Consider the following 18,980-nt stretch of genomic DNA (forward strand, 5'->3'; position numbering starts at 1 on the left):
TTCAGTGGCGGCCCTGCTGTTGGGATACCGCCTTTCTGATCGCTTCTGCCTGCTCACCGGACAGGGACTCCAGATAGCGAACAGACAGGCGATGGAGCATATCACCATCAATAACCACGGCATCCTGCCACCTTCTCTTCAGCCACTCTTGACCCACAAGGTTAAACTGCAGTGGGACAGAGGTTGGCAGCGCTCTTTCAAACTGGAGAATCGTTTTAGCCCACAACCATTCGGCTTCTTGCCTGGTTGACTCCCCATAAGGCTGATCAAAAGTCAAACCATAAGTATCGTCATCCTTTGTGCGCCGTAGCAGTACTCCAGTCTTCTGCCCTGCTAACCCATGCAGGTGGTAGGTAGCGTCAAAAAGGGCTTGCTCAACCAGTTGTTTTTTTGTCCCTGAATCCATGCTACTGGTTTTATCTTTCCCCAGTTTACCCAGCAGTATGGCCTGATAACTTGCCAGCTTGTTTGGGTCAAGCAGGGGAGACTGACCCACATTGAAAATGACGCGCCTGTTTGGCTGTAATTCATGATGTTCGCTGGTATGCGCGAAAGCGGCTTTATTCTCCAGCAACCGGTTGAGTTGCAACGGGCCTGGCGGCTGATATTTCCAGACGGTTTTAAAGCTGGAAGCCCTTTTCTTTATTCGCTGCTCTAGCTCAGAAAATGGCGAACCCTTTAACTGCGGATTAATAACACTCATTAATCCAGATTCTTCCGAGTTTAAAAAACGGTGCGTTGTTCCTATTTCCTTCATCTGCCCGTTCAGCCAGGGTGACAATTTTTGACGAACCTTTGGATCATCCAGTAACAAATAAGGAATATCCTTCATACGGGATGGGTCGGCATTAAAGTAGAGCAGCAGATTTTTATAATAATCCAGGGCTTTTTTTCCTGGCTCACCCTTCAGGGTCTTAATATCTTTGAGTACGCTGTTCAAAGGTTCAGGGCTTAAGAAAAACCGGGGGTCTTTATTGAACCCTGTCTTATCTTTATGCTCATGTTTCACAGTGGGTAGCTCTTTCAAGCGGTCCCAACCGGTTTTTAGTAATTCAGTACCCGTCTCTTTCTCATTAAATCCGATAAACTTATAACCTTCTAAATCATACCCCTGCCAATGAACTCCGCCATCGACAGAGAGTTCAACAAACGTATTGACGTTATTGGATACCACCCGCGCAATAGCGACGTTGTAATACTCAGCCAGCATGGCTGCGATGTAGCTGCGATAACGACAGTCTCCCAGACCGTATTCCATTTTTTGTAATAATAATGTCAGGGTAACCTCAGGTGACGAAGGTCTTTCGGGAATAAACTGGCGCACAAAACGTACTATTTTTTCTATTTTCTGGCTGCGGTCCATGCCCTGCTGAATACCAATCATGCTCTCTATGTCAGGATGAGCAGCAAAGAAAGCAGCCACCCGCTGTCTTTGCCTGTCACTCATCAAGACCGGTATCTGCTTATCAACCATCAGCGCCTCCCGGGCAAAAGGCAGCTCGTCGGGTTGTACCAGAAAGAGCAGTGTCATGGTTTCCGCGTCACCTTCTGCTTTATTAACGGTGATAAAGTAACGCTTCTGAAAAGTATCGTACTCCAGCAGGTACGGTCTTGATGCCATGCCTTCAAACGACAACGCCAGCAACTTTTCCCGGGGAGAGAAACTGCCCAGGGGCGTTCTTTTGCCGGTTTTTATCACCTGCTTTCCCCTGACCGCGTTGTGGTTGCTTAGCTGCTGCTCGTCGATATCGGCTGGCAGTGCGGGTATACGAATGCCCCGGTAAGGCAGGTTGGTAAAGTGAACATGCCCCTCATCATCTATGCTCATGTACTGAACCAGCTGACGGTAGAGCGCTGCAGAGTGTTTATGATAAAACAGCTGCTGAATAACCATCTCCTTCCTGTGAGGCTCTTGCGCCATAGCATCGTTTGCAGCCTTTCTCGCCTCCTGACCCATCAGCGATGTCGGCCAGTCAGGTGGGTCTTCATGACCTGAAATCAACGACCTGTCCCCAAAATCCTCCGGATTTTCAATACTGCCATAAGTCCCCCAGGTTTCGGATGTGCGCCAGGTTTTACCATTATTCAGGGAGTATTCTACCCAGGCGTGAGTTTCACTGAACATCACCCGCACCGGAATGCCATAGAACTGCAGCAGTCCGGCAGCCGCGTAAGCAACGTGCCGGCAGGCACCAATACGCCGTTCAATCAACTCGGCCAGCATCTCAATATCTGACTGCCGGTTTTCAAGGCTTACCACCCCTTTGGGGGGCTTGGTAAAACGATTGACGTAAGCAATGATGCCCTCGACTCTCTGTTTCTGCGAAAGGTTCTGGTTATGCCTCAGCTCTCTGGCCAGATCCTGTCTTTCCTCAAGCAGACGACCGAGTCTTTCGATCCAGACAGGAGGAGCCTGATAAGCCTCAACAGGAGCCATCTCCGGCTCCGGTTGAGGCTTGATTTTCTCCACAACATAATGAAGCTGTGCTGTTGATGGATGACCGGACTCAGGAAGGTTAACGGTATAGGTTCCCCTCAAAGCGTCGTATTGCACCTCGATTGGCTGGTTACGGTTATCTTCTGTCCAGATACCCACCAGGGTTTCGTGGGGGAAAAGACTGGTCAGCTCGCCGCTTTTGAAATTATCCTGAATACCGTGATGTTGCCCGGGCTGAAGAGACGGTGACAAGTCAGTCTGTACAGATTCCGGGTGGTAGGGCGTCAATTCACCGGCGGGAAAGGGTTCGAGCTTTACTTTTCCGTTGTCGTGAATTTTCATCCTGTTGATTTCCAGACGATAAAACGAGGGTGGAAAATTACTGGTAAATCGCTTGTTAAGCCTTAAAGAAATATCCTGGTCAAAGTGATCATCCAGCGACTCATCAGCCGGTTCCGGGCCAACGTTATCATTCAGCGACATATCAGATTGTCCCGGGGCAACGTTATCATCCATCGACATATCAGATTGTCCCGGGGCAAAGTGTCCATCGGGTGACATACCTGCCTGTTCCGGGGCAAAGTGTCCATCGGGCGACATACCCACTTGTCCCGGGGCAAAGTGACCATCGGGCGATATACCCGCTTGTCCCGGGGCAAAGTGTCCATCGGGCAATATACCTGCCTGTCCCGGGGCAAACTGACCATCGGGCGACATACCCGCTTGTCCCGGGGCAAAGTGACCATCGGGCAACACACCCGCCTGTCCCGGGGCAAAGTGTCCATCCGGCAACCTGTCTGCCTGTCCGGTCTTTGGCTGGGGCAGAGCCTGCCTGTCCAGTTCATTGTCTTCAGGCAGTTGTTCTTCTGCATGAATACCCGGCTCGTCGTTTACCGTCAGAAAGGGTTTTATTAATGCATCAATAAGCGCCGCACCTTTTTTCAGGATGGCCTCATGGATTGTCATAAAAGAGAGTGGCTGCTTATCGGTTGTCTTTTTCTCCGGTTGTTCTTCTGAAATCGTCTGAGCAACATCATTCTGTGCTGTAGCCTCACCGGAAGCGCCAACAACCTCTGAAGAGGCCGGCAGGTTTTTTTGGGGTTCTTCAGGAATGTCTGACGTCTCATGTTCACTGCCAAACAGATTGAACAGCGTTGTCATCAGCGGCACTTCTGACAAAGACGCTTTTTCTTTTTCCTTTTGTTTTTCTTTTTCCTTTTCCTTTTCTAAAACGCTGACAACATCCGCCTCGAAAGGAACCACAATCGGCTCAGGCCGCCAGCCGTCTTTCAGATACAGCCGATAGTGCGCTATAAACCGGTTTCGCAGGGCATTAGGGTCTGCTGTCTCCGACTGGTTCAGGGTATTAAGGTACTCAATCATGACCATAACGGCAGGAACCGCCAGGGCTTGCTTTTCCTTCAGGGTCTTTACCCGCTCGTAGTGCCAGAGCGCGATATCATCCGTAAAAGGCGAGTCCGAATAGCTGGCCGCGATCGCCTTGAAATCATTCAGGGTGTACTCATCCAGAATCAACGGAGTAAAGCGGCTTGCCAGCGCAGAAGAAAACGCATGTCGTCCACTGTATTGCACCGGGTTCACGGTCGCAAACAGGAAGAAACCCGGTGCGGCCTCGCCCGTCAGTACATCATTCAGCACCCCTTCAAGGAAATGGGTGGGGAGCAGATTTAATTCCGAAACAATGAGTATCCTGCCTTCCGTTTTCGCCTGGATAATCATCGCTTTTAACCGGTCCCAGTTGTTGTAACCGGCGGTAATTCGCAGGGGGGCGGGCAACATCAGTCCTTTGTGCGCCCAGTCTTCCTGCCACTGTTTCATGACCACGTCCAGAACCACGTCCTTGCCCCGTCCGGCAGGTCCTTCAATCATCATCCCGTGACGGCCGGGATGACCCTGGTGTTGATTATTTTCCCCGGCAACCCGCTCCAGCTCGAGCCAGATGCGGTGAGCCAGCGCCCTTGTTGAATCATTATCAAAATGCAGGCGTGTGGGCTGCTGCTTAAGTCGTTCGTAGAAATCGGCGAAGGCATGATGTTCCTGACCAGACAAACCGGCGGAACGCGCCTGTTCTTCAAGCTGGCCGGAGAAACTTTCATAAAGCGACTGCTTCAGAGTACCTTCAATCTCATGAGTCGTTTTTTGCGTCAGGTCGCCCAGATAAAACTGAAACCGGCTGAGAACATCCAGAGTGTCCCTTGCCGAAAACGGGTAATCTGGCAACTGCTTCCGGTAGCCCGCCATGTTCTCCAGCAGAGAGTCTGCGATCCAGCCACACTGCTCCGTTGCACAATACTGAGGGGCCATAGCGGCAAGAAAAGGCACAATCACCTGCCCGGACAAGTCGGCGGACTCCATCGCGGCAAACCGGATCGTTTTCGCATGGTTGTGTAATTCCGGGATAATATGCCGCCCCTTAAACGACAGAGGGTTTCCGGTAATGACCAGCCGGTGTTCCGGGGTCAGGAAATACACGTCACCGTTACTGCTGATAAAAGGCTGCTTCAGGGTCACGCCTGAGAGCAGCACCTGAATATTCTTATCAAGCAGGTTGCCCTCATCAAGGATCAGGATAACCGGCTCCCCATCTTTACTCCGTTGCCGGGCCCACTGGAGAATGGGGCCTTCAGCAAACCGGGTTTCAGAATCATCCGGACGGTTCGGCAGAGAACGCAGGGTCTGCTCGCCAAACAGGTCTTCACGACGGCTGGTCGGGCCTGTTGTCAACTGGTAAACCGTCTGCTGCCCCGCCAGGCTTCTTGCCACACGATTTGCCGTATAACTCTTGCCACTGCCCGGAGGACCTTCGAGGTAAACCAGCGTGTTATTTTGTATCGCCCCTGTGACCGTCTCTACCAGTTGCTTCGGGTTGGACCAGTTCACATGCTCCGGTTCTGACGGTGATCGTTCTGATGGTGATAGCTCTGACGGGGTGTGACTCTCATCAGCAGGTTCTGACGTCTGGCTCAGCCAGTTCGACCAGGAGGTTGTCGCCGCCAGCGCCGGTTCCCGCCACTGAACCCGGATATCGGCCCGGGAATGAATGGAAGATAAGGTCCCGAACCCCGGCACAGAAGGTGTATTGGACAAGAGTGACTCCAACAGCTTCTGGATGCCGGGATTTGACTCCAGCCCGGTAATAACCACCTGGCCCGGTGACTGAAGTGCTTGGTAGAAGCCCGTAGGCTGCTGTTCAAACAGACGGTCCCGGAGGCTTTCCATCCGGGTGGTATCCAGCAGTCCGCTGGCGTCCAGACTGGGTGATATCACCTCGATGTGCGCGCCGGAATAGTTTTGCTGCAGGGTTTCCAGAGACCAGTGTCCGGGAAGCCTCTGCAACTGCGAACCGTTAACGGCCTCTCCCTGGCCCTGTAACAGGCTGTCAGGTATCAGAAAGGGTTGTTTTTTCTCCCGGACCCGCAACGCCAGGCTCCCCAGCGGCCCGCCATCAGACAATAAGCCTGTTAATCGTTGCCACTGATGCCTCGTTAACGTGGATGTGACTTCAACCCCTTCAAAATTCTGCTTCAGGTTGCCAACCGCGCCGGACTTGACCAGTTTCCCTTTGCGCAATGTCATCCCGCTGAAAACAAGGTCAAAATTAACACTGTTGACTGGAAACCAGCGAGACCGGATGTCCCGGTGCCGCGTTCCGAACGCTTCCAGGATGTCTGCCATCTCCCCGGGAGAGGTGTCTTTTCTTTGCAGCAAAAATCGTGCAGGCAGGGCAAGGCAGCGGTCACCACTGTCTACCCCCCGGCTGGCCAGGTTATTCGCCAGTTGTACTTTGAACGCGATATCCTGCCAGGGCGCGTCCTTAAGGATAAAAAGAGTATTCCCGGACTCTCCCAGCGCCGCGTCACGAAAAATCAGGCCACCTTCGGAATCCAGTTCAATGCCACCTGACAATATATCGGTAGCGGGCAGCCCTGCTGCAAAATCAAGGGTTTTAGTCGGCAGGTGAGTCACATCGAAAGGAAAGTCTGTCCAGACGTGGCGGTTGACATACTGATCCAGCGTCGGCAGGCAGTCACCGGACCGGTTTTTCAACAGGGATATATCCAGCGGCTGCCCGATTTTATTCACCCGACGCCAGAAATCACTGCCCGGAGCCTCCGTTGACCCGGACCCGGAACCAGAGAGGACGGACTCATCGACCACAACAAGAATCCGGGTTGAGTCTGAGAGTGTATTGCCATTGTAGGTCCGGACACTGTCGAGTATCCCGTTCAGTTCTGCCACCTGTGCGGCGGTCATCAGCCGGTAATCGACCACCAGTATCAAGGCTCTGTCGTTAAACATCATGCCGGGGTGGGAAGCACTCTTGTTCTGATCATCCGGGAATGTCCGGGTTTCCAGACCGCCTTCCTGTAAATCTGTGGCTTTTGTGATGTAGCGAATAACATGGTCCGGATACTGTGCGACCACATACCCCAGCAGCAGGCCCAGCTCCTGGTCCGATGACAGGTTGGCATAAGCGGTCTGCTGCCCGCTCTCAAAGACTTCGGGAAGCTCCGCCCCGGAGGCATCGGCAACAATAGAACGGGTTTGTATTGAGAATGCCAGCAGGGCTGCAGGTATTAACCCGAACAAGAAGCCACGCGACCAGCGAGAGACGGTTTCAGTCAACAAAAAAAGGAATTCCGCTACATTCATGAACACCACCTGATAGCTTTAGATATTCAGCATTGTCCGTATCAGTTGATGCTCGACGGTCATCTCCTTAACCAACAATCGTTTTCCGACAGATAACCCATATGACCAGAAACAGGCTGGTTTGTTCCCAAAACAGCCGGTCTGGTGGCAGAGTCCCGGCTTGCCATCTAACCTGTCGTGGGCGCATTCAATAGCAGGGCTGGCAGTGGCTCAATTCAGGCGGTGGTCGTTCACACTTATCATTCTTATGTTGGGTTCACTGGCACCATGGAATGGTCAGGCCGGGGAAAGTCATGACAATGAGCTTTACACTGGAACAGTCAATAGTTTTAAAGATCTGACAGAGCAACAGGAAAAATACCTCCTGAACGATGCCAGGAACCAGGTGATGCTCTCCATGGGTCTGGCAAGGGCACAAACGTCTGTTGGCGCCCAACCATTTTTTGTTGAGTTTATACGCTTTTATCTGGACTACCCCCACCCAAACCGGCCTCCTGCAATGCTGTTACAGGACTTCCAGAATAGAAGGTCCGACTTATTTGGCCTGCCCCCGGCTGCCAGCAGTGAGCCAGCCGCACCAAACCCGCATGTCATAGCGGTAGTTCCTCAGCAACCGCCTGTTGTTATGGGGTATCCGCCACAACTTGTTGCCATGATGCCCCCTCCGCAAATGCCTTATCCTGAAGACCTTCGCTCTGCGGAGTTACAAGCCCAGCTGCAGCAAACCCGGGCAGAGCTTTCACAGCTTCTGCTGCAAAGGCATACCGAAGAAAACCGGCAGATAAGAACGATAGCGTCGCAGAACCAGGATATTGCCTTATTAACCGAACGGCTCGCACAACTCGAACAGCAGATACAACAGGAAGACATCAGGCGTCAGGCGGCCATAGCCGCCGGGCGTGAAAGAGCTATCAGCAGGGAGCAGAAGATAAATAACCTGAATGCACAGGTCGAAGACCTTACCCGGCAACTGGAAGAAACCGACTCGGCGGCGACCTCGAAATCCAAGCGTTTAAAAAAAGAAATCGAACGCTTGAGGGCGGAAGCCGCACGTTTAAGAGAGGAAGTCGTCGAAGCTGGCGCTCAGGCAACGTCAGAGATAGAAGAACTGCAACGTAGGAACAGAGGCCTTCGGCGACAGCTGGCATTGCAGTCAGCCAGAGCGTCCGGGTCGTCCCCGGGTGTTATTGTTGATGATGATTGCCCCGCCGAATGCTCGTCGAACGGGAGACCAATGACCAGCGATGATGCCAACGATAAAAAAATACAACGAAACGGGAAAGAGCAGAAAAAAAAGAAACCCGTTAAAAATCAGGCAAGGAATAATAAAAATCAGCCTGAACAGAAACAGGCATCAACGCCAGACGACCACACACTGTCCGATAAGCCGGCAGATTCTCCGGCACCTGAGCCCTCGTTATCAAACACTCCATTAAAAGACAGTACAGTGCACCATGCGCACATCCGATTAAGATCCCTTCTCATTCCGACAGGTATTATCTCGGGATACTATGTAATTAAGAAACTCCTTTTTGCAACCCAACAAGCTAAGCCCGTTGCAACCCCGGTCGTGAAACAGGAGGCCACTCCCCTGGCAGGACGGGTTCAGATAACGCTGGTTCAGCCAAAACAAACGACGAAGCACGTCAATCGTCCGGCTCACCCCTGTGACGCTTTGCAGGAGTATGAGCTGATTGAACACTGCGTCCGGCAGGTACCCGGTAAACAACAACTGATGTTACTGATCTGGAACTTACGGCACGATATTCTGGTCGCCCGCTACGCCCTGTATGAGAGGCTGAACGGGGATGACACCCTGTTGCCCTTTCAGGCCGATACCCCGGAATCCGGTGAAAAACACCATCAGACCTTGTTTCTGGTACCCGAAGAGTTTGTCACCTTTGAACAGTTGCAATGGTCTGAAAAAATCCGTTTTATCCGGCTTATGACCGGGACGTCCGACGCTCGGGAAGACACCCTGCTGGAACGAGTGAAAAAAATAAGCCTTTACGGTTTTTTCTGTGGGAGCCAGCCCGCCGGACTGCTATCGCAATGTTTTGCCCGAGTGGAAGAGCTTGACCGTTCCGGTGCGCCAAACCTGAAAAACATTCCTGTGCCTGACCACCCCCTGACCCTTTACGATAAGCGTTTTTCCGGTAAATCCAGCCTGGTTAACGGCTGGCAGGTTGACCGGAGTACAGGCTACGGGGTTCTTGCTGGCAGCCCGACCTTTCTCCCGGTTTTCATCAATAACAATCACTCTCTTTCATTACTTTACCTTTACAGCCCGGGATCAGAGTGCTCTACGGTTCAGCGGGACTTACAGGTGCTGGAAGACGGAGAGTACATCGAAGCGTCATTCTCAGAGAATAACGGCGAGTTCACCTGGGGCCACAGCAATGAGGTGTTGACGACCATCGGTGGCGGAACCATCAGGCAGTTAATCGTCAATACGGAGGCAAAGCTATTAGTGCATGCGAACAGGGAACTGGCGTATTTTTCGGCATTCAAGGACAGACAATATATTCCCCATGCCTGGGCAATTAACTTTGGGCTGAAGGCCCAGCAGAATCGCCTGTTGCTGAACCTGTTTGCCGGCACTCCCCAAAAAGTGACCGGGACACTTGAACAGCTGCAGAAATGGGAAGCGACCTGTAAAACCCGTAAAGAGTGCCTGGTAAGTCTGGAAACCAGTTATTCCAGGGGTAAAACGATCACATCGGCTCAGCAGGCTGCCTGGTTAAAGCGCCCGACAAGTACCCCGCTCTGGCATTTGTCGGGCCTGAAATTTGCCCATTTAAAAAAGATAAAAAAACCGCTACTGAACCAGTGGCTCTGGTTACTCTCTGAAATGGTGGATGCGTCGTACCGGGAACAGGCCGACCCTCAGACAGTCAGTGACATTGTGGATATGGCGAAGCTGTTTTGTGGTGTCGGTATCGGAAGTGGCTCTCAGGAGCTGGCTGCCGCCTGCTTCCAGCAACTGATTGAGAAAAACAGGACTGAGCCTGGCTGGAGAAGTACCGGCGCTGCGGCTGAGTTTACTGAAGGATTTTCCAATACAAAACCCGCAGTAAAACCACAGATTGAACTGATTGCTTTACGAGCCAGACTGGGGTTATTCCAGTTAACGGAACCACGGTTTATTCCCAGCCTGAAGCATGGCAACCAACGCAAAATAGTGGTTGATAAGAAGGCCAATAAGGTGAAACAGCCCCTTAATTTGCCTCCCGGTGATTATTATTCACACCGGCTGACAAAGGACCTGTCTGTAAGCAGTGAAAGCTTCACCATCGAAGCTCCCCCTGTCCTGGTGGAGTTTTTTTCCGGCACTCGTATTATAACCGCGAGCGACAGTCTGAAAGGAAAGAGATACTACTTTATTGAACCCGAAAACCCCTATCTTCCGGAGGCGCGGCCGGCTTTTTCATACGATAAAGACCATTACTCCCGGAACGTGTTTTTTTTCGATGCCGAAGCGTATGCCAAAGCGGCTCAGAAGCCATTAAGTTGTGATGAGCCTGAGAAAACGGGGATACATTCCGAGTTGTGCCACCAGTTGCTGGCGTTCGGTCATATCACCCTGCTGAGTGATCTCCTTGAAATTTCCAGGCACAATTCCCGGGGCTTTAAGATACCGGTCTCTTTTCCTTATTACGGCGTTCTGGCTTCTGACAGGCGGGGCAGGAAAATCGTGATGACTCCGGAAGGACAGCAGTGTACTGATACTCCCAAACCTCTGGAGAACAAGCCGTTTTACCACTTTATTTCTGACCATTACTCTGACTTTATAGCGCTGAAAAATGGGGCAGAACATCTTGAGGGCTATTTTAACCTGATTAACGAGGCGGGAGTGCATCACTCTGTTCGCTGGAAGGCGCTGTACCTGGTCATTTCAAACTGCGGGCTCTTCTGTGATTCTCTACACACCCGGTGTGCAAGGGATATTTTGTCAAAACTGCAGTCGCCTGACAGTGATATATGGCAGGCGATGGATAAAACCGTAAGCTCTCCCGTGGATTTTTCAATCTATAACTACCCCGGAGCCCGCGGAGAAAAACCTGTCGCCAAACTGACCAAAATCTGGGTGTTAGGCCGTACCCATAAAATAGAAAGGGTGCTGCATATTCCGATGATGAAAATTAAGGGAGAAGACGGTTATTTTCCCGCCTCCCTGGACGACCCGCAACACAACTGGGTACATGCTGTGGTGCTGGAGGGGGTAACCCCTGAAAAGAGCTACCATATTGATCTGTTCTCTGCGCAGGAGTCCCGCTGGCACCCCGTTGAATCCCTGAGCTTTAAGACAGCGGCAGGCAAAACAACCATTAAGCTGAACCTGTCGGTTGACAAGTTATACCGGGTTGTTTCTGACGATACAAAAGAAACCAGTTATATTTTCTTTCCCATACAAAAGATAAAACGATTTAACGAGCTGACCCAGCATGACAGTATCAGGAGAAAACTGCCTGAAATGCCGCACCTGTCCTGGACACAGCCGATTCATGCCAAAATCAGGAAGTATTAGTCTGTCGTTGACTAGTACGTGGATTCAATGACTTTGACGTGTTGCGTAGGCTGGGTGGAGTGAAACGATACCCAACAACCAGTACAACGTACTGGAAAGTCCCGGAATCAGCCTTCGGTATGCACCAGAAATATGATTGGATAAGTTCAGACCTTTGCCACCTTATAAGGAACCGTTTTATCCGCCTTGGGTACGGTCGCATCGGACTCCGGCCTCTTCTGCATGGTTGTCGGTTGCATTGCTGTCGGGTGCATAGCCGCCGACGTTTCGTACTGCCCGATCACCACCGAGATGTTGTCTTTCCCTCCCTGCCGGTTCGACTCATCAATAAACCGGTAACAGGATTCCAGCGACGGTTTATGGGTAGCAAGCAGATGGCCGATCTGGTGGTTGGAGAAATATTCCGTTAAGCCATCACTGCACAACAGGATCAGAGAGTCGTCGGTCAGTTCCCAGGTATTAATCACCGGCGACAGGGATCGCTGTACACCCAGAGCCCGGGTAAGCTGGTTACGGATGTTGCTGGTTCGTGCCTGCTCTTCCGTCAGGGAACCACTGTCGATCATCTGTTGCACGACAGAGTGATCCTTTGTCAGTTGTCTTATACCCCGCCGCTCATCCCAGATGTATGCTCTTGAATCACCGATATGACACACCATCAGGCAGCCTGACCAGATAACAGCCACAACAAGGGTGGTTCCCATCTGCTGAAGTTGGGGGTTCTGCAGTTTTTGATCAAGAATCGCTTCATTGGCATTGATGACAGCCTGAAACAGTTCGGACTTGACCACCATGGTTTTCTGGTCGGGCGTGTAGGAAGAAAAGGTGGTCTGCAAAGAGGCTAAATGACCGGATACAATCCGGACCGCCGTCTGGCTGGCCGTTGCCCCACCCTGATAGCCGCCCATACCGTCTGCCACCATCAGGTATGAAAATGAACCCTGATGAGTGCCGTTATTCCAGCTGACAGCGTCTTCATTTTCATCACGGCGGCGGCCAATATCTGTTTTACCCTCAATGGCAATCTGGCACACGTTTTTATTTTCCGTAGTGAGCGTCAAACGATTAGTTTAAAGACAAATATGGCTCAATAATAGACTGACTCTGTTCGAAAATCGTGGCAGTATAATTTCTCAAACCTGAATAATAATAAAAGGAATAATCAGACGTCATGGGTCGGCCGTCGAGAATTAATATTGTTGGTATTCCGCAACATATCGTTCAAACAGGCCATAACCGTTTGCCCTGTTTTTTCGACGACGATGATTATGCATTTTATCTGACCAGCCTGAGAGCCGCCTCGGATCAGTACCAGGTTGAGATACATGCTTATGTACTGCTACCCGGCTCTATCCAGATTATTGCCACACCCAGAATTGATAAAGGCATCTCTTCGATGATGCAGTCACTGGGGCGACGCTATGTGCAATACATCAACCATCGTTATAAGCGTTCCGGAACCCTGTGGGAAGGGCGCTATAAATCCAGCCTGATTGATTCGGAAAACTACCTGCTGACCTGTTACCGCTATGTGGAACTCCGGCCTTTGCATCTTGGCCTGGTGGAGAACCTGGCCGACTACCCCTGGTCCAGTTATCCGCACCATTGCGGCGAAAGGAAAGACTGGCTGATTCAGGATCACAGGCTCTTTCTTGCCCTTGGCGACACCCACAGCCAGCGTTGTAACGCCTACAGTGAATCGTTCCGGTACCGGTTTGACAGACGACTTATTGAGTTTATTGCCGAGACCGTGAATATGGGGCAGATTCTGGGTGGCGATGCCTTCAAAGGTAAGATAGAAACCATTGCCAACCACCGGGTCAGACCGCTCAAGCGTGGTCGGCCCAGAAAGAAACGTGCAGTGGTTAAATCGGATTCTGGATAGTTGGTGTTTTTATACATACCTTAGCGCCCTGAATAATGGCGATTTAAATCAGGTTCTCTCCCTGTTTACAGAAGATGCGGTTGTAGTCTCCCCTCTTTATGGTGAGATTCTGGCTAAAGATTTTTATAAAGAGCTTTTCTCCGATACCGAACAGTCCGAGACAACGTTATTAACGGTCTTTGATTCTTCAAAAAATGATGACTCCATAGCGCTTCATTTTCGTTACCGGTGGACATTGCAGAGTAAAGAAATTGTTGAATTTGAGTGTGTTGATGTCTTCAATTTAACAGAGGATAAAACACTGTTTACCCGGCTGACGATTATTTATGACACCTACCCTGTCAGAAAAAAACATTCAGAAAGCCAGCGGGTTCTCTGTCAGATAACATGACCTGAATTATTGGCTGGACAGGTCTGCCCACCCGCTTTACCGGGATTACTGCTCCTTTATGGAAGATTCGGGTTAAGGGACTAAACTGCTTCATTCTTTATGACATAGAGTTTTCTTCCTTTGCCAGCACTGAACAACCATAAACTAACAATGACTCTCGCCTTCGGGCATAAATATAAAAATGAATATGAAGTCCGGGGCTGTGCCTCCTTCATAGTCAAAGTGCTCGACAATGCTTCAAGCGCGTTGCTACCGGGCTTTCTGTTAATCGTTTGCTTATGCTCAGGGGGGTACGCTGGTATCTCAGCAGCAACAGACCAGAAGGGCGCAGAGAAAACTTTTTGGGATGTTTTTTATGGAAGCCCTTGTGTAAAGCCGGGCCAGGGCTGGGTGATGGTGCCGGATAATATAGTCCCTCTTGAGTACGCCAATACCCATCATTGCTATCCCGCCCATAACTCAGCCACCCCCGTGTTATCGCAACTGTTAAACGAAATAGCTTGCCATCGGGCCTGCAAATCAGCGGATAATGTCGCTGACTCCAGTACCAGCTCCCTGAGCCAGTATAATGACAGAGTCAGGGTTCGGATTTTTCACTGGCATCTTTCCTCCAGCAGCTCAAATACAAGTAGAAGCACCCAGCTGCAACATATTCAATCAGACCTGGCAGACCATCTGCGACGCAACAAATTAAAGCCTGACATACTGGTTTTTACCGGTACGGAGTGGTTTGCTCCCGGCAGCAGAAATGAACAACAATGGGAATCTCTCTGTAACGCCATTACCACTGAACTGGGAGACCCTGAGCACCTCCCTCCACTCGATAAAAGATGCCAAAACCCTTTCAATAAAGGGCATAGGGTAAATCCGGACTCATACACATACACTCACTTTATCCACAAAAGTGAAATCGCCATTATCAGCCTGTTACCTATCCGGCTTCTGCATTCCGAACAGGGTGCTTCTGGTATGGGCTGTGGTTTGTATTCCGAGAACAACCATTTGGTTCAATTTGCCTACACTCTGTTTTTAACGGTGCGTTTTAATGATCTCGGTTTGAAAATGATGATCTCTTCGAGCGAGGATGACGGGGTTAATTATTTTAAGTCGATAATTGGAAAAAACACCTGGCAATATTGCATGCAAAAGGTATTAAAGCCCTTACTGGAAGAGCATATATCAGACACGGAACCAATGATTGCCATTTCTCATATTAGTAGCAATTCTTTTAACCATAAAATGATGACTCGCCTTATCAGAGGTTCTTCTGCTAAACGGGCTGGAGAGAAGGAGTTAGAAACATTAGTCAACTCTCAGGCCCGGTACTATGCTGGTCTTTATAATGCCCTGAGTAAAGATCCAAGAATCAGTCATGTTATGTCCAGAAAGGGTTATTCTGAGAATAAAAAGGGAAGATTCAGGCGAAGCTCTCAAATATTTTACGCTTTCCGTAAAGCCGTACCCGATACCGCATCCTATCTTGACTATCTGTATTATATATTAAGCTATTTGTATAGCGGGGCATCACGTGACTACGCGCCAATGTATCCCTCTTATACAACGTTTACCATTGATTCAACACTGCTGGAGAAAATGCCTGAGCTTCCTGAACACACTCCTGAAAATACTCCTGAACCGGTTCAGCCTTTTCAGTTGGAGCACCCCTTCATGACGCCCCTCGTTCCACCCCCCTACTAATGGCAGGCATGTGAGGGTAACCGGACTACCCAGACCGGTTACCATTCTGGCGGCTTCAGAACACTAAAAAGTCGTAAGTGACGTAGAAGCGGTTGATTTTCTCTTTATAGATGGTGCCGGGCAGGCTGGTGCGGGAACCGGTCGCAGTACCTTCTGCCTTATAGTTGACGTGCAACCACTTAACGCTCAATCCCTCAAGCTGACCATCAAACTGATAGCTGATCAGGCTGCCAAACTCACGACGTTTGAAGTCATCAATGTCTTTGGCATCCGAACCGTTGACATACCACAGGTCAATACCCAGGCCAGCCATGCCCTGGTCCGCAAAGTTATACCCTGCACTGACGACGTAGGCTTTTTCATCCTGCAGTGAGTTGTCTTCCCACTGGGCCAGGCCGGAGTTGAATTTACCGTGGTCTCCGGCAAAGAAGCCGTTGTCGTAATCGCCATCAGCGGTCTTGTTATAGCCAAGGCCCACATACGCATTACCAAAGCCAACCTTGGCATTCACGTTGTAGTATTTGGACTTATAGTCATTGTTCGCGTAGAGCTTGCCGTTCTCTTTAGCCGTTCCGTAACGAACGTCCATGCTCAGGTTTGTGGAATCATTAAGCCCGGCATCGTAAGACGCTTTAACAAAGCTCTTCTTCAGGTAATCGGTAGATTCCGCCACTTCGGCCGCCAGGCCAACACCCGCTACAGAATAATTACCACCGACAATGGTCAGGTGATCAATTTTCTCCGAACCATTGGTCAAATCCCCTGAAAATACCGAATCATTACGGGCGCTGAACCCTCTGATCCTGGTGGCATACAGGTTAGCGTCAGCAAAACTCGCCGTCAGGTCTGCGCCATTGGTGCTGGATGGCAGCACACGGGAACCGCTGTCGCCATACAGTTCAAAGCTGCGTACCTTAACACCGGCATTCAGCACAAACTCCAGCTGGTCAACGCCGTAACGCGCCTTGACATAAGCCTGCTGGAAACCGGCAATGGCATTGGCACCATCACCCTTGCTGTTGGTCGGTGTACTGGTTGAAAAACCATCTTTAACGCTGATAGGGCTGGCAAAGCCGGTGGTCACAACGGCACCGACCTTGTTGTTGACATAGCCGGAATCAAAGTCAGCCATAACGCCGTGAACCCATTCATCGATCTCATAGCCGCTGTCTGATTTTGGCTTGTCCCTGAAATAATAATTCTTATAAGTGAGCGTCAGGCTCGGGTCGAATGTCATCATTTCTGCATCGGACCGGGTCGCCGCATCCATTGAACTGGCCTGGGCCAGCGACGCGCCGGTAACAGCAATAATGGCTGCAGTGAGTGTGTGCAGTGTTGTACGTGTTGTCATCTTCTTATTCTTCGCTTGTGTGTTGTTATTTTTTTAAAGCAAAAAGCATCCCTTGCATCATTTCATGGCAACAATCCGTGAAAATAACGCAACCATTAATAATGGATTCTGCTTTTTGTTATGTTCCCCAATTACAGTGTCAGCATTTTTTTCTGTAGTGATCAATCCTCCCTCTTTAATTATTTTTATTAAAACCGCACCTAAACGGTAGCCGCACTACCGCAGATTTCGATTTTCTCCCTGACCACTGCTGCCATGGCAGCCATTCCCGGAAGCATATAATGACGGGGATCATTCGCGTCCGGATGGTTCTGGAAAAAATCTTTCACAGCACCGGAAAAAGCTATTTTAAGTTCTGTCGCCACATTCACCTTGCACACCCCAAGTCGTATGCTTTCCCGAACATCGTCGGCGGGAATGCCTGACGCACCGTGCAGAACCAGGGGAACCGGCACTTTTTTATGAATAGCCGCCAGCCTTTCAAAATCCAGCCTGGGTTCACGGTTATACAGCCCGTGGGCAGTGCCGATGGCAACGGCCAGTGAATCAATCCCCGTACGCTCAACAAATTCGGCGGCTGCATCCGGATCAGTCAGCGTCGAGTCGGCTTCATCCACCACCAGGTCGTCCTCAATGCCCCCGAGCTTCCCAAGCTCGGCCTCGACGCTGGCATCATGGCCGTGGGCAAAGTTAACCACCTGACTGACCAGTTCGATATTGTCATCAAACGGCAGGTGCGAACCATCAATCATTACCGACCGGACCCCAAGCCTGACCAGCGGCTCTATCGCCTCAAGGGATTCATGATGATCCAGGTGCAGGGCGACCGGAATATCATACTGTCGGCTGGCTGCGTCGCATAAGGCGACCAGGTACTTACGACCAGCGTAGTTTATAGTGCCGGGGGTTCCTGCCAGAATAACCGGGGACCTCAGCTCTGCGGCGGTCTCAATCACCACCCGGAGGGTTTCAAGGTTATGGATATTAAAGGCGGGAACAGCATACTGCTGTTGCTGCGCTTTCAGCAACATATCCCTTGTCGATAAAATGGCCATTATTCCTCACTGACTGTTGTTATTCAATAAATTATTCAGGCAAGCGCCATTCCAAGCCTTGCAGCGCCACGGACTCCGCTGGCATCGCCATAATCCGGCGGCAAAATGACCGGCGGCACAATGGTGCGGAACAGGTGTCGTTTAAGAATCCGGGGCAGTTTCTGGTAGATGGCGTTAACGTTCGACAACCCGCCCCCAAGCACAATGGCGTCCGGGTCATAGGTCATCACCAGGTTCGCCATGGCCGCTGCCAGCAGATCCAGAAATACCTCAAAGGTGTTGACCGCTATTGCACACCCTTCTTCCATACGGGCAACTATCTCCTGAGCGGTCACAGCCTCCTCCGTCAGGTGAAGATGCAACTGACTCAGGCCGGTACCGGAAATATAGTGTTCACAACACCCCGACAGCCCACAGGCGCAGGTTCTGACCGGCAGGTTATACTTCTTCTGCAGCGGCGCAGTCAGCGCCATGTGACCCCACTCACCGGCAATATGGTTGAGGCCGGTGTACAGCTGTCCACCAATACTCAGTCCACCGCCAACCCCTGTGCCAAGTATGGCCCCAAAAACCCGTTCATAGTCTTTGCCGCTGCCATCAACCGCTTCTGAAAGTGCAAAACATTTGCAGTCGTTTTCAATAGCAACGGGTCTGTCCAGAATCGTCGTCAGGTCGTCATGCAGCCTGTGACCTGTCAGGCAGGGAACATTACTGGACAGGTAGGTCTGGTTACGAATGTCACACACGCCGGGCAGCCCGATCCCGACGGTACCCCGGACAGACAGCTCGTTGTCAGCCTCCAGGACCATCTCTTTGATCGTGCGCAGAAACTGCTTGTAATGTTTAGCAGGGGTCGCCACTCTCAGGCTTTTTACCTGCTCAAACTGGCTGTTAAACACGGCCAGCTCTATTTTTGTACCACCTGCATCCAGTCCATAGTGCATAGGGTTTGCCTGTTTAT

General features: G+C 50.8%; 9 protein-coding genes. 4 read left to right on the forward strand and 5 right to left on the reverse strand.

All coding sequences use genetic code 11. The annotated features are described in order from the left end of the window. Position 1: 1 nt before the first annotated feature. Positions 2 to 7,111, reverse strand: coding sequence for an AAA family ATPase (locus V5J35_RS00180; RefSeq protein WP_354011648.1), 7,110 nt, complete (start codon positions 7,109 to 7,111; stop codon positions 2 to 4). 121 nt (positions 7,112 to 7,232) lie between these two features. Here V5J35_RS00180 and V5J35_RS00185 point away from each other — a divergent pair, with 121 nt between their 5' ends. Next, complete coding sequence (locus V5J35_RS00185) at positions 7,233 to 11,639, forward strand: hypothetical protein (RefSeq protein WP_354011649.1); 4,407 nt, start codon at positions 7,233 to 7,235, stop codon at positions 11,637 to 11,639. 146 nt (positions 11,640 to 11,785) lie between these two features. Here the strand turns inward: V5J35_RS00185 and V5J35_RS00190 are convergent, their stop codons facing one another. Continuing rightward, positions 11,786 to 12,673: a Stp1/IreP family PP2C-type Ser/Thr phosphatase gene (locus V5J35_RS00190; protein ID WP_354011650.1), complete on the reverse strand. Its 888-nt coding sequence runs from the start codon at positions 12,671 to 12,673 to the stop codon at positions 11,786 to 11,788. 137 nt (positions 12,674 to 12,810) lie between these two features. Between V5J35_RS00190 and V5J35_RS00195 the strand changes: the two genes are divergently transcribed. From V5J35_RS00195 to V5J35_RS00205, 3 genes are all read left to right on the forward strand, one after another. Beyond that, positions 12,811 to 13,524 carry a transposase gene (locus V5J35_RS00195; protein WP_354011651.1) on the forward strand — a complete coding sequence of 238 codons (714 nt, stop codon included), beginning with the start codon at positions 12,811 to 12,813 and terminating at the stop codon, positions 13,522 to 13,524. Then, positions 13,496 to 13,915 carry a nuclear transport factor 2 family protein gene (locus tag V5J35_RS00200; protein WP_354011652.1) on the forward strand — a complete coding sequence of 140 codons (420 nt, stop codon included), beginning with the start codon at positions 13,496 to 13,498 and terminating at the stop codon, positions 13,913 to 13,915. Before V5J35_RS00195 ends, V5J35_RS00200 begins: the two co-directional genes overlap by 29 nt. Positions 13,916 to 14,884: 969 nt before the next feature. Further along, a complete protein-coding gene (locus V5J35_RS00205) occupies positions 14,885 to 15,613 on the forward strand; it encodes a hypothetical protein (RefSeq protein ID WP_354011653.1) in 729 nt (242 codons plus the stop codon). A 55-nt stretch (positions 15,614 to 15,668) separates the two neighbouring features. On the opposite strand, the gene V5J35_RS00210 is transcribed toward V5J35_RS00205, so the two are convergent. From V5J35_RS00210 to V5J35_RS00220, 3 genes are all read right to left on the reverse strand, one after another. Continuing rightward, complete coding sequence (locus tag V5J35_RS00210) at positions 15,669 to 16,964, reverse strand: OprD family outer membrane porin (protein WP_354011654.1); 1,296 nt, start codon at positions 16,962 to 16,964, stop codon at positions 15,669 to 15,671. Between the two features lie 200 nt (positions 16,965 to 17,164). Further along, positions 17,165 to 18,019 (reverse strand): tagatose bisphosphate family class II aldolase, encoded by an 855-nt coding sequence (locus tag V5J35_RS00215; RefSeq protein ID WP_354011655.1) that lies wholly within the window; start codon positions 18,017 to 18,019, stop codon positions 17,165 to 17,167. A 35-nt stretch (positions 18,020 to 18,054) separates the two neighbouring features. Next, positions 18,055 to 18,963, reverse strand: coding sequence for an ROK family protein (locus tag V5J35_RS00220; protein ID WP_354011656.1), 909 nt, complete (start codon positions 18,961 to 18,963; stop codon positions 18,055 to 18,057). Between the last annotated feature and the right edge of the window lie 17 nt (positions 18,964 to 18,980).

The organism is Endozoicomonas sp. NE40, from assembly GCF_040549045.1.
Taxonomy (GTDB): Bacteria; Pseudomonadota; Gammaproteobacteria; order Pseudomonadales; family Endozoicomonadaceae; genus Endozoicomonas_A; species Endozoicomonas_A lisbonensis.

Coding starts and splice junctions, on each gene's coding strand:
- V5J35_RS00180 (WP_354011648.1), bottom strand. CDS start 7,111: ATGAATGTAGCGGAATTCCTTTTTTTGTTGACTGAAACCGTCTCTCGC.
- V5J35_RS00195 (WP_354011651.1), top strand. CDS start 12,811: ATGGGTCGGCCGTCGAGAATTAATATTGTTGGTATTCCGCAACATATC.
- V5J35_RS00205 (WP_354011653.1), top strand. CDS start 14,885: ATGGGCTGTGGTTTGTATTCCGAGAACAACCATTTGGTTCAATTTGCC.
- V5J35_RS00210 (WP_354011654.1), bottom strand. CDS start 16,964: ATGACAACACGTACAACACTGCACACACTCACTGCAGCCATTATTGCT.
- V5J35_RS00215 (WP_354011655.1), bottom strand. CDS start 18,019: ATGGCCATTTTATCGACAAGGGATATGTTGCTGAAAGCGCAGCAACAG.
- V5J35_RS00220 (WP_354011656.1), bottom strand. CDS start 18,963: ATGCACTATGGACTGGATGCAGGTGGTACAAAAATAGAGCTGGCCGTG.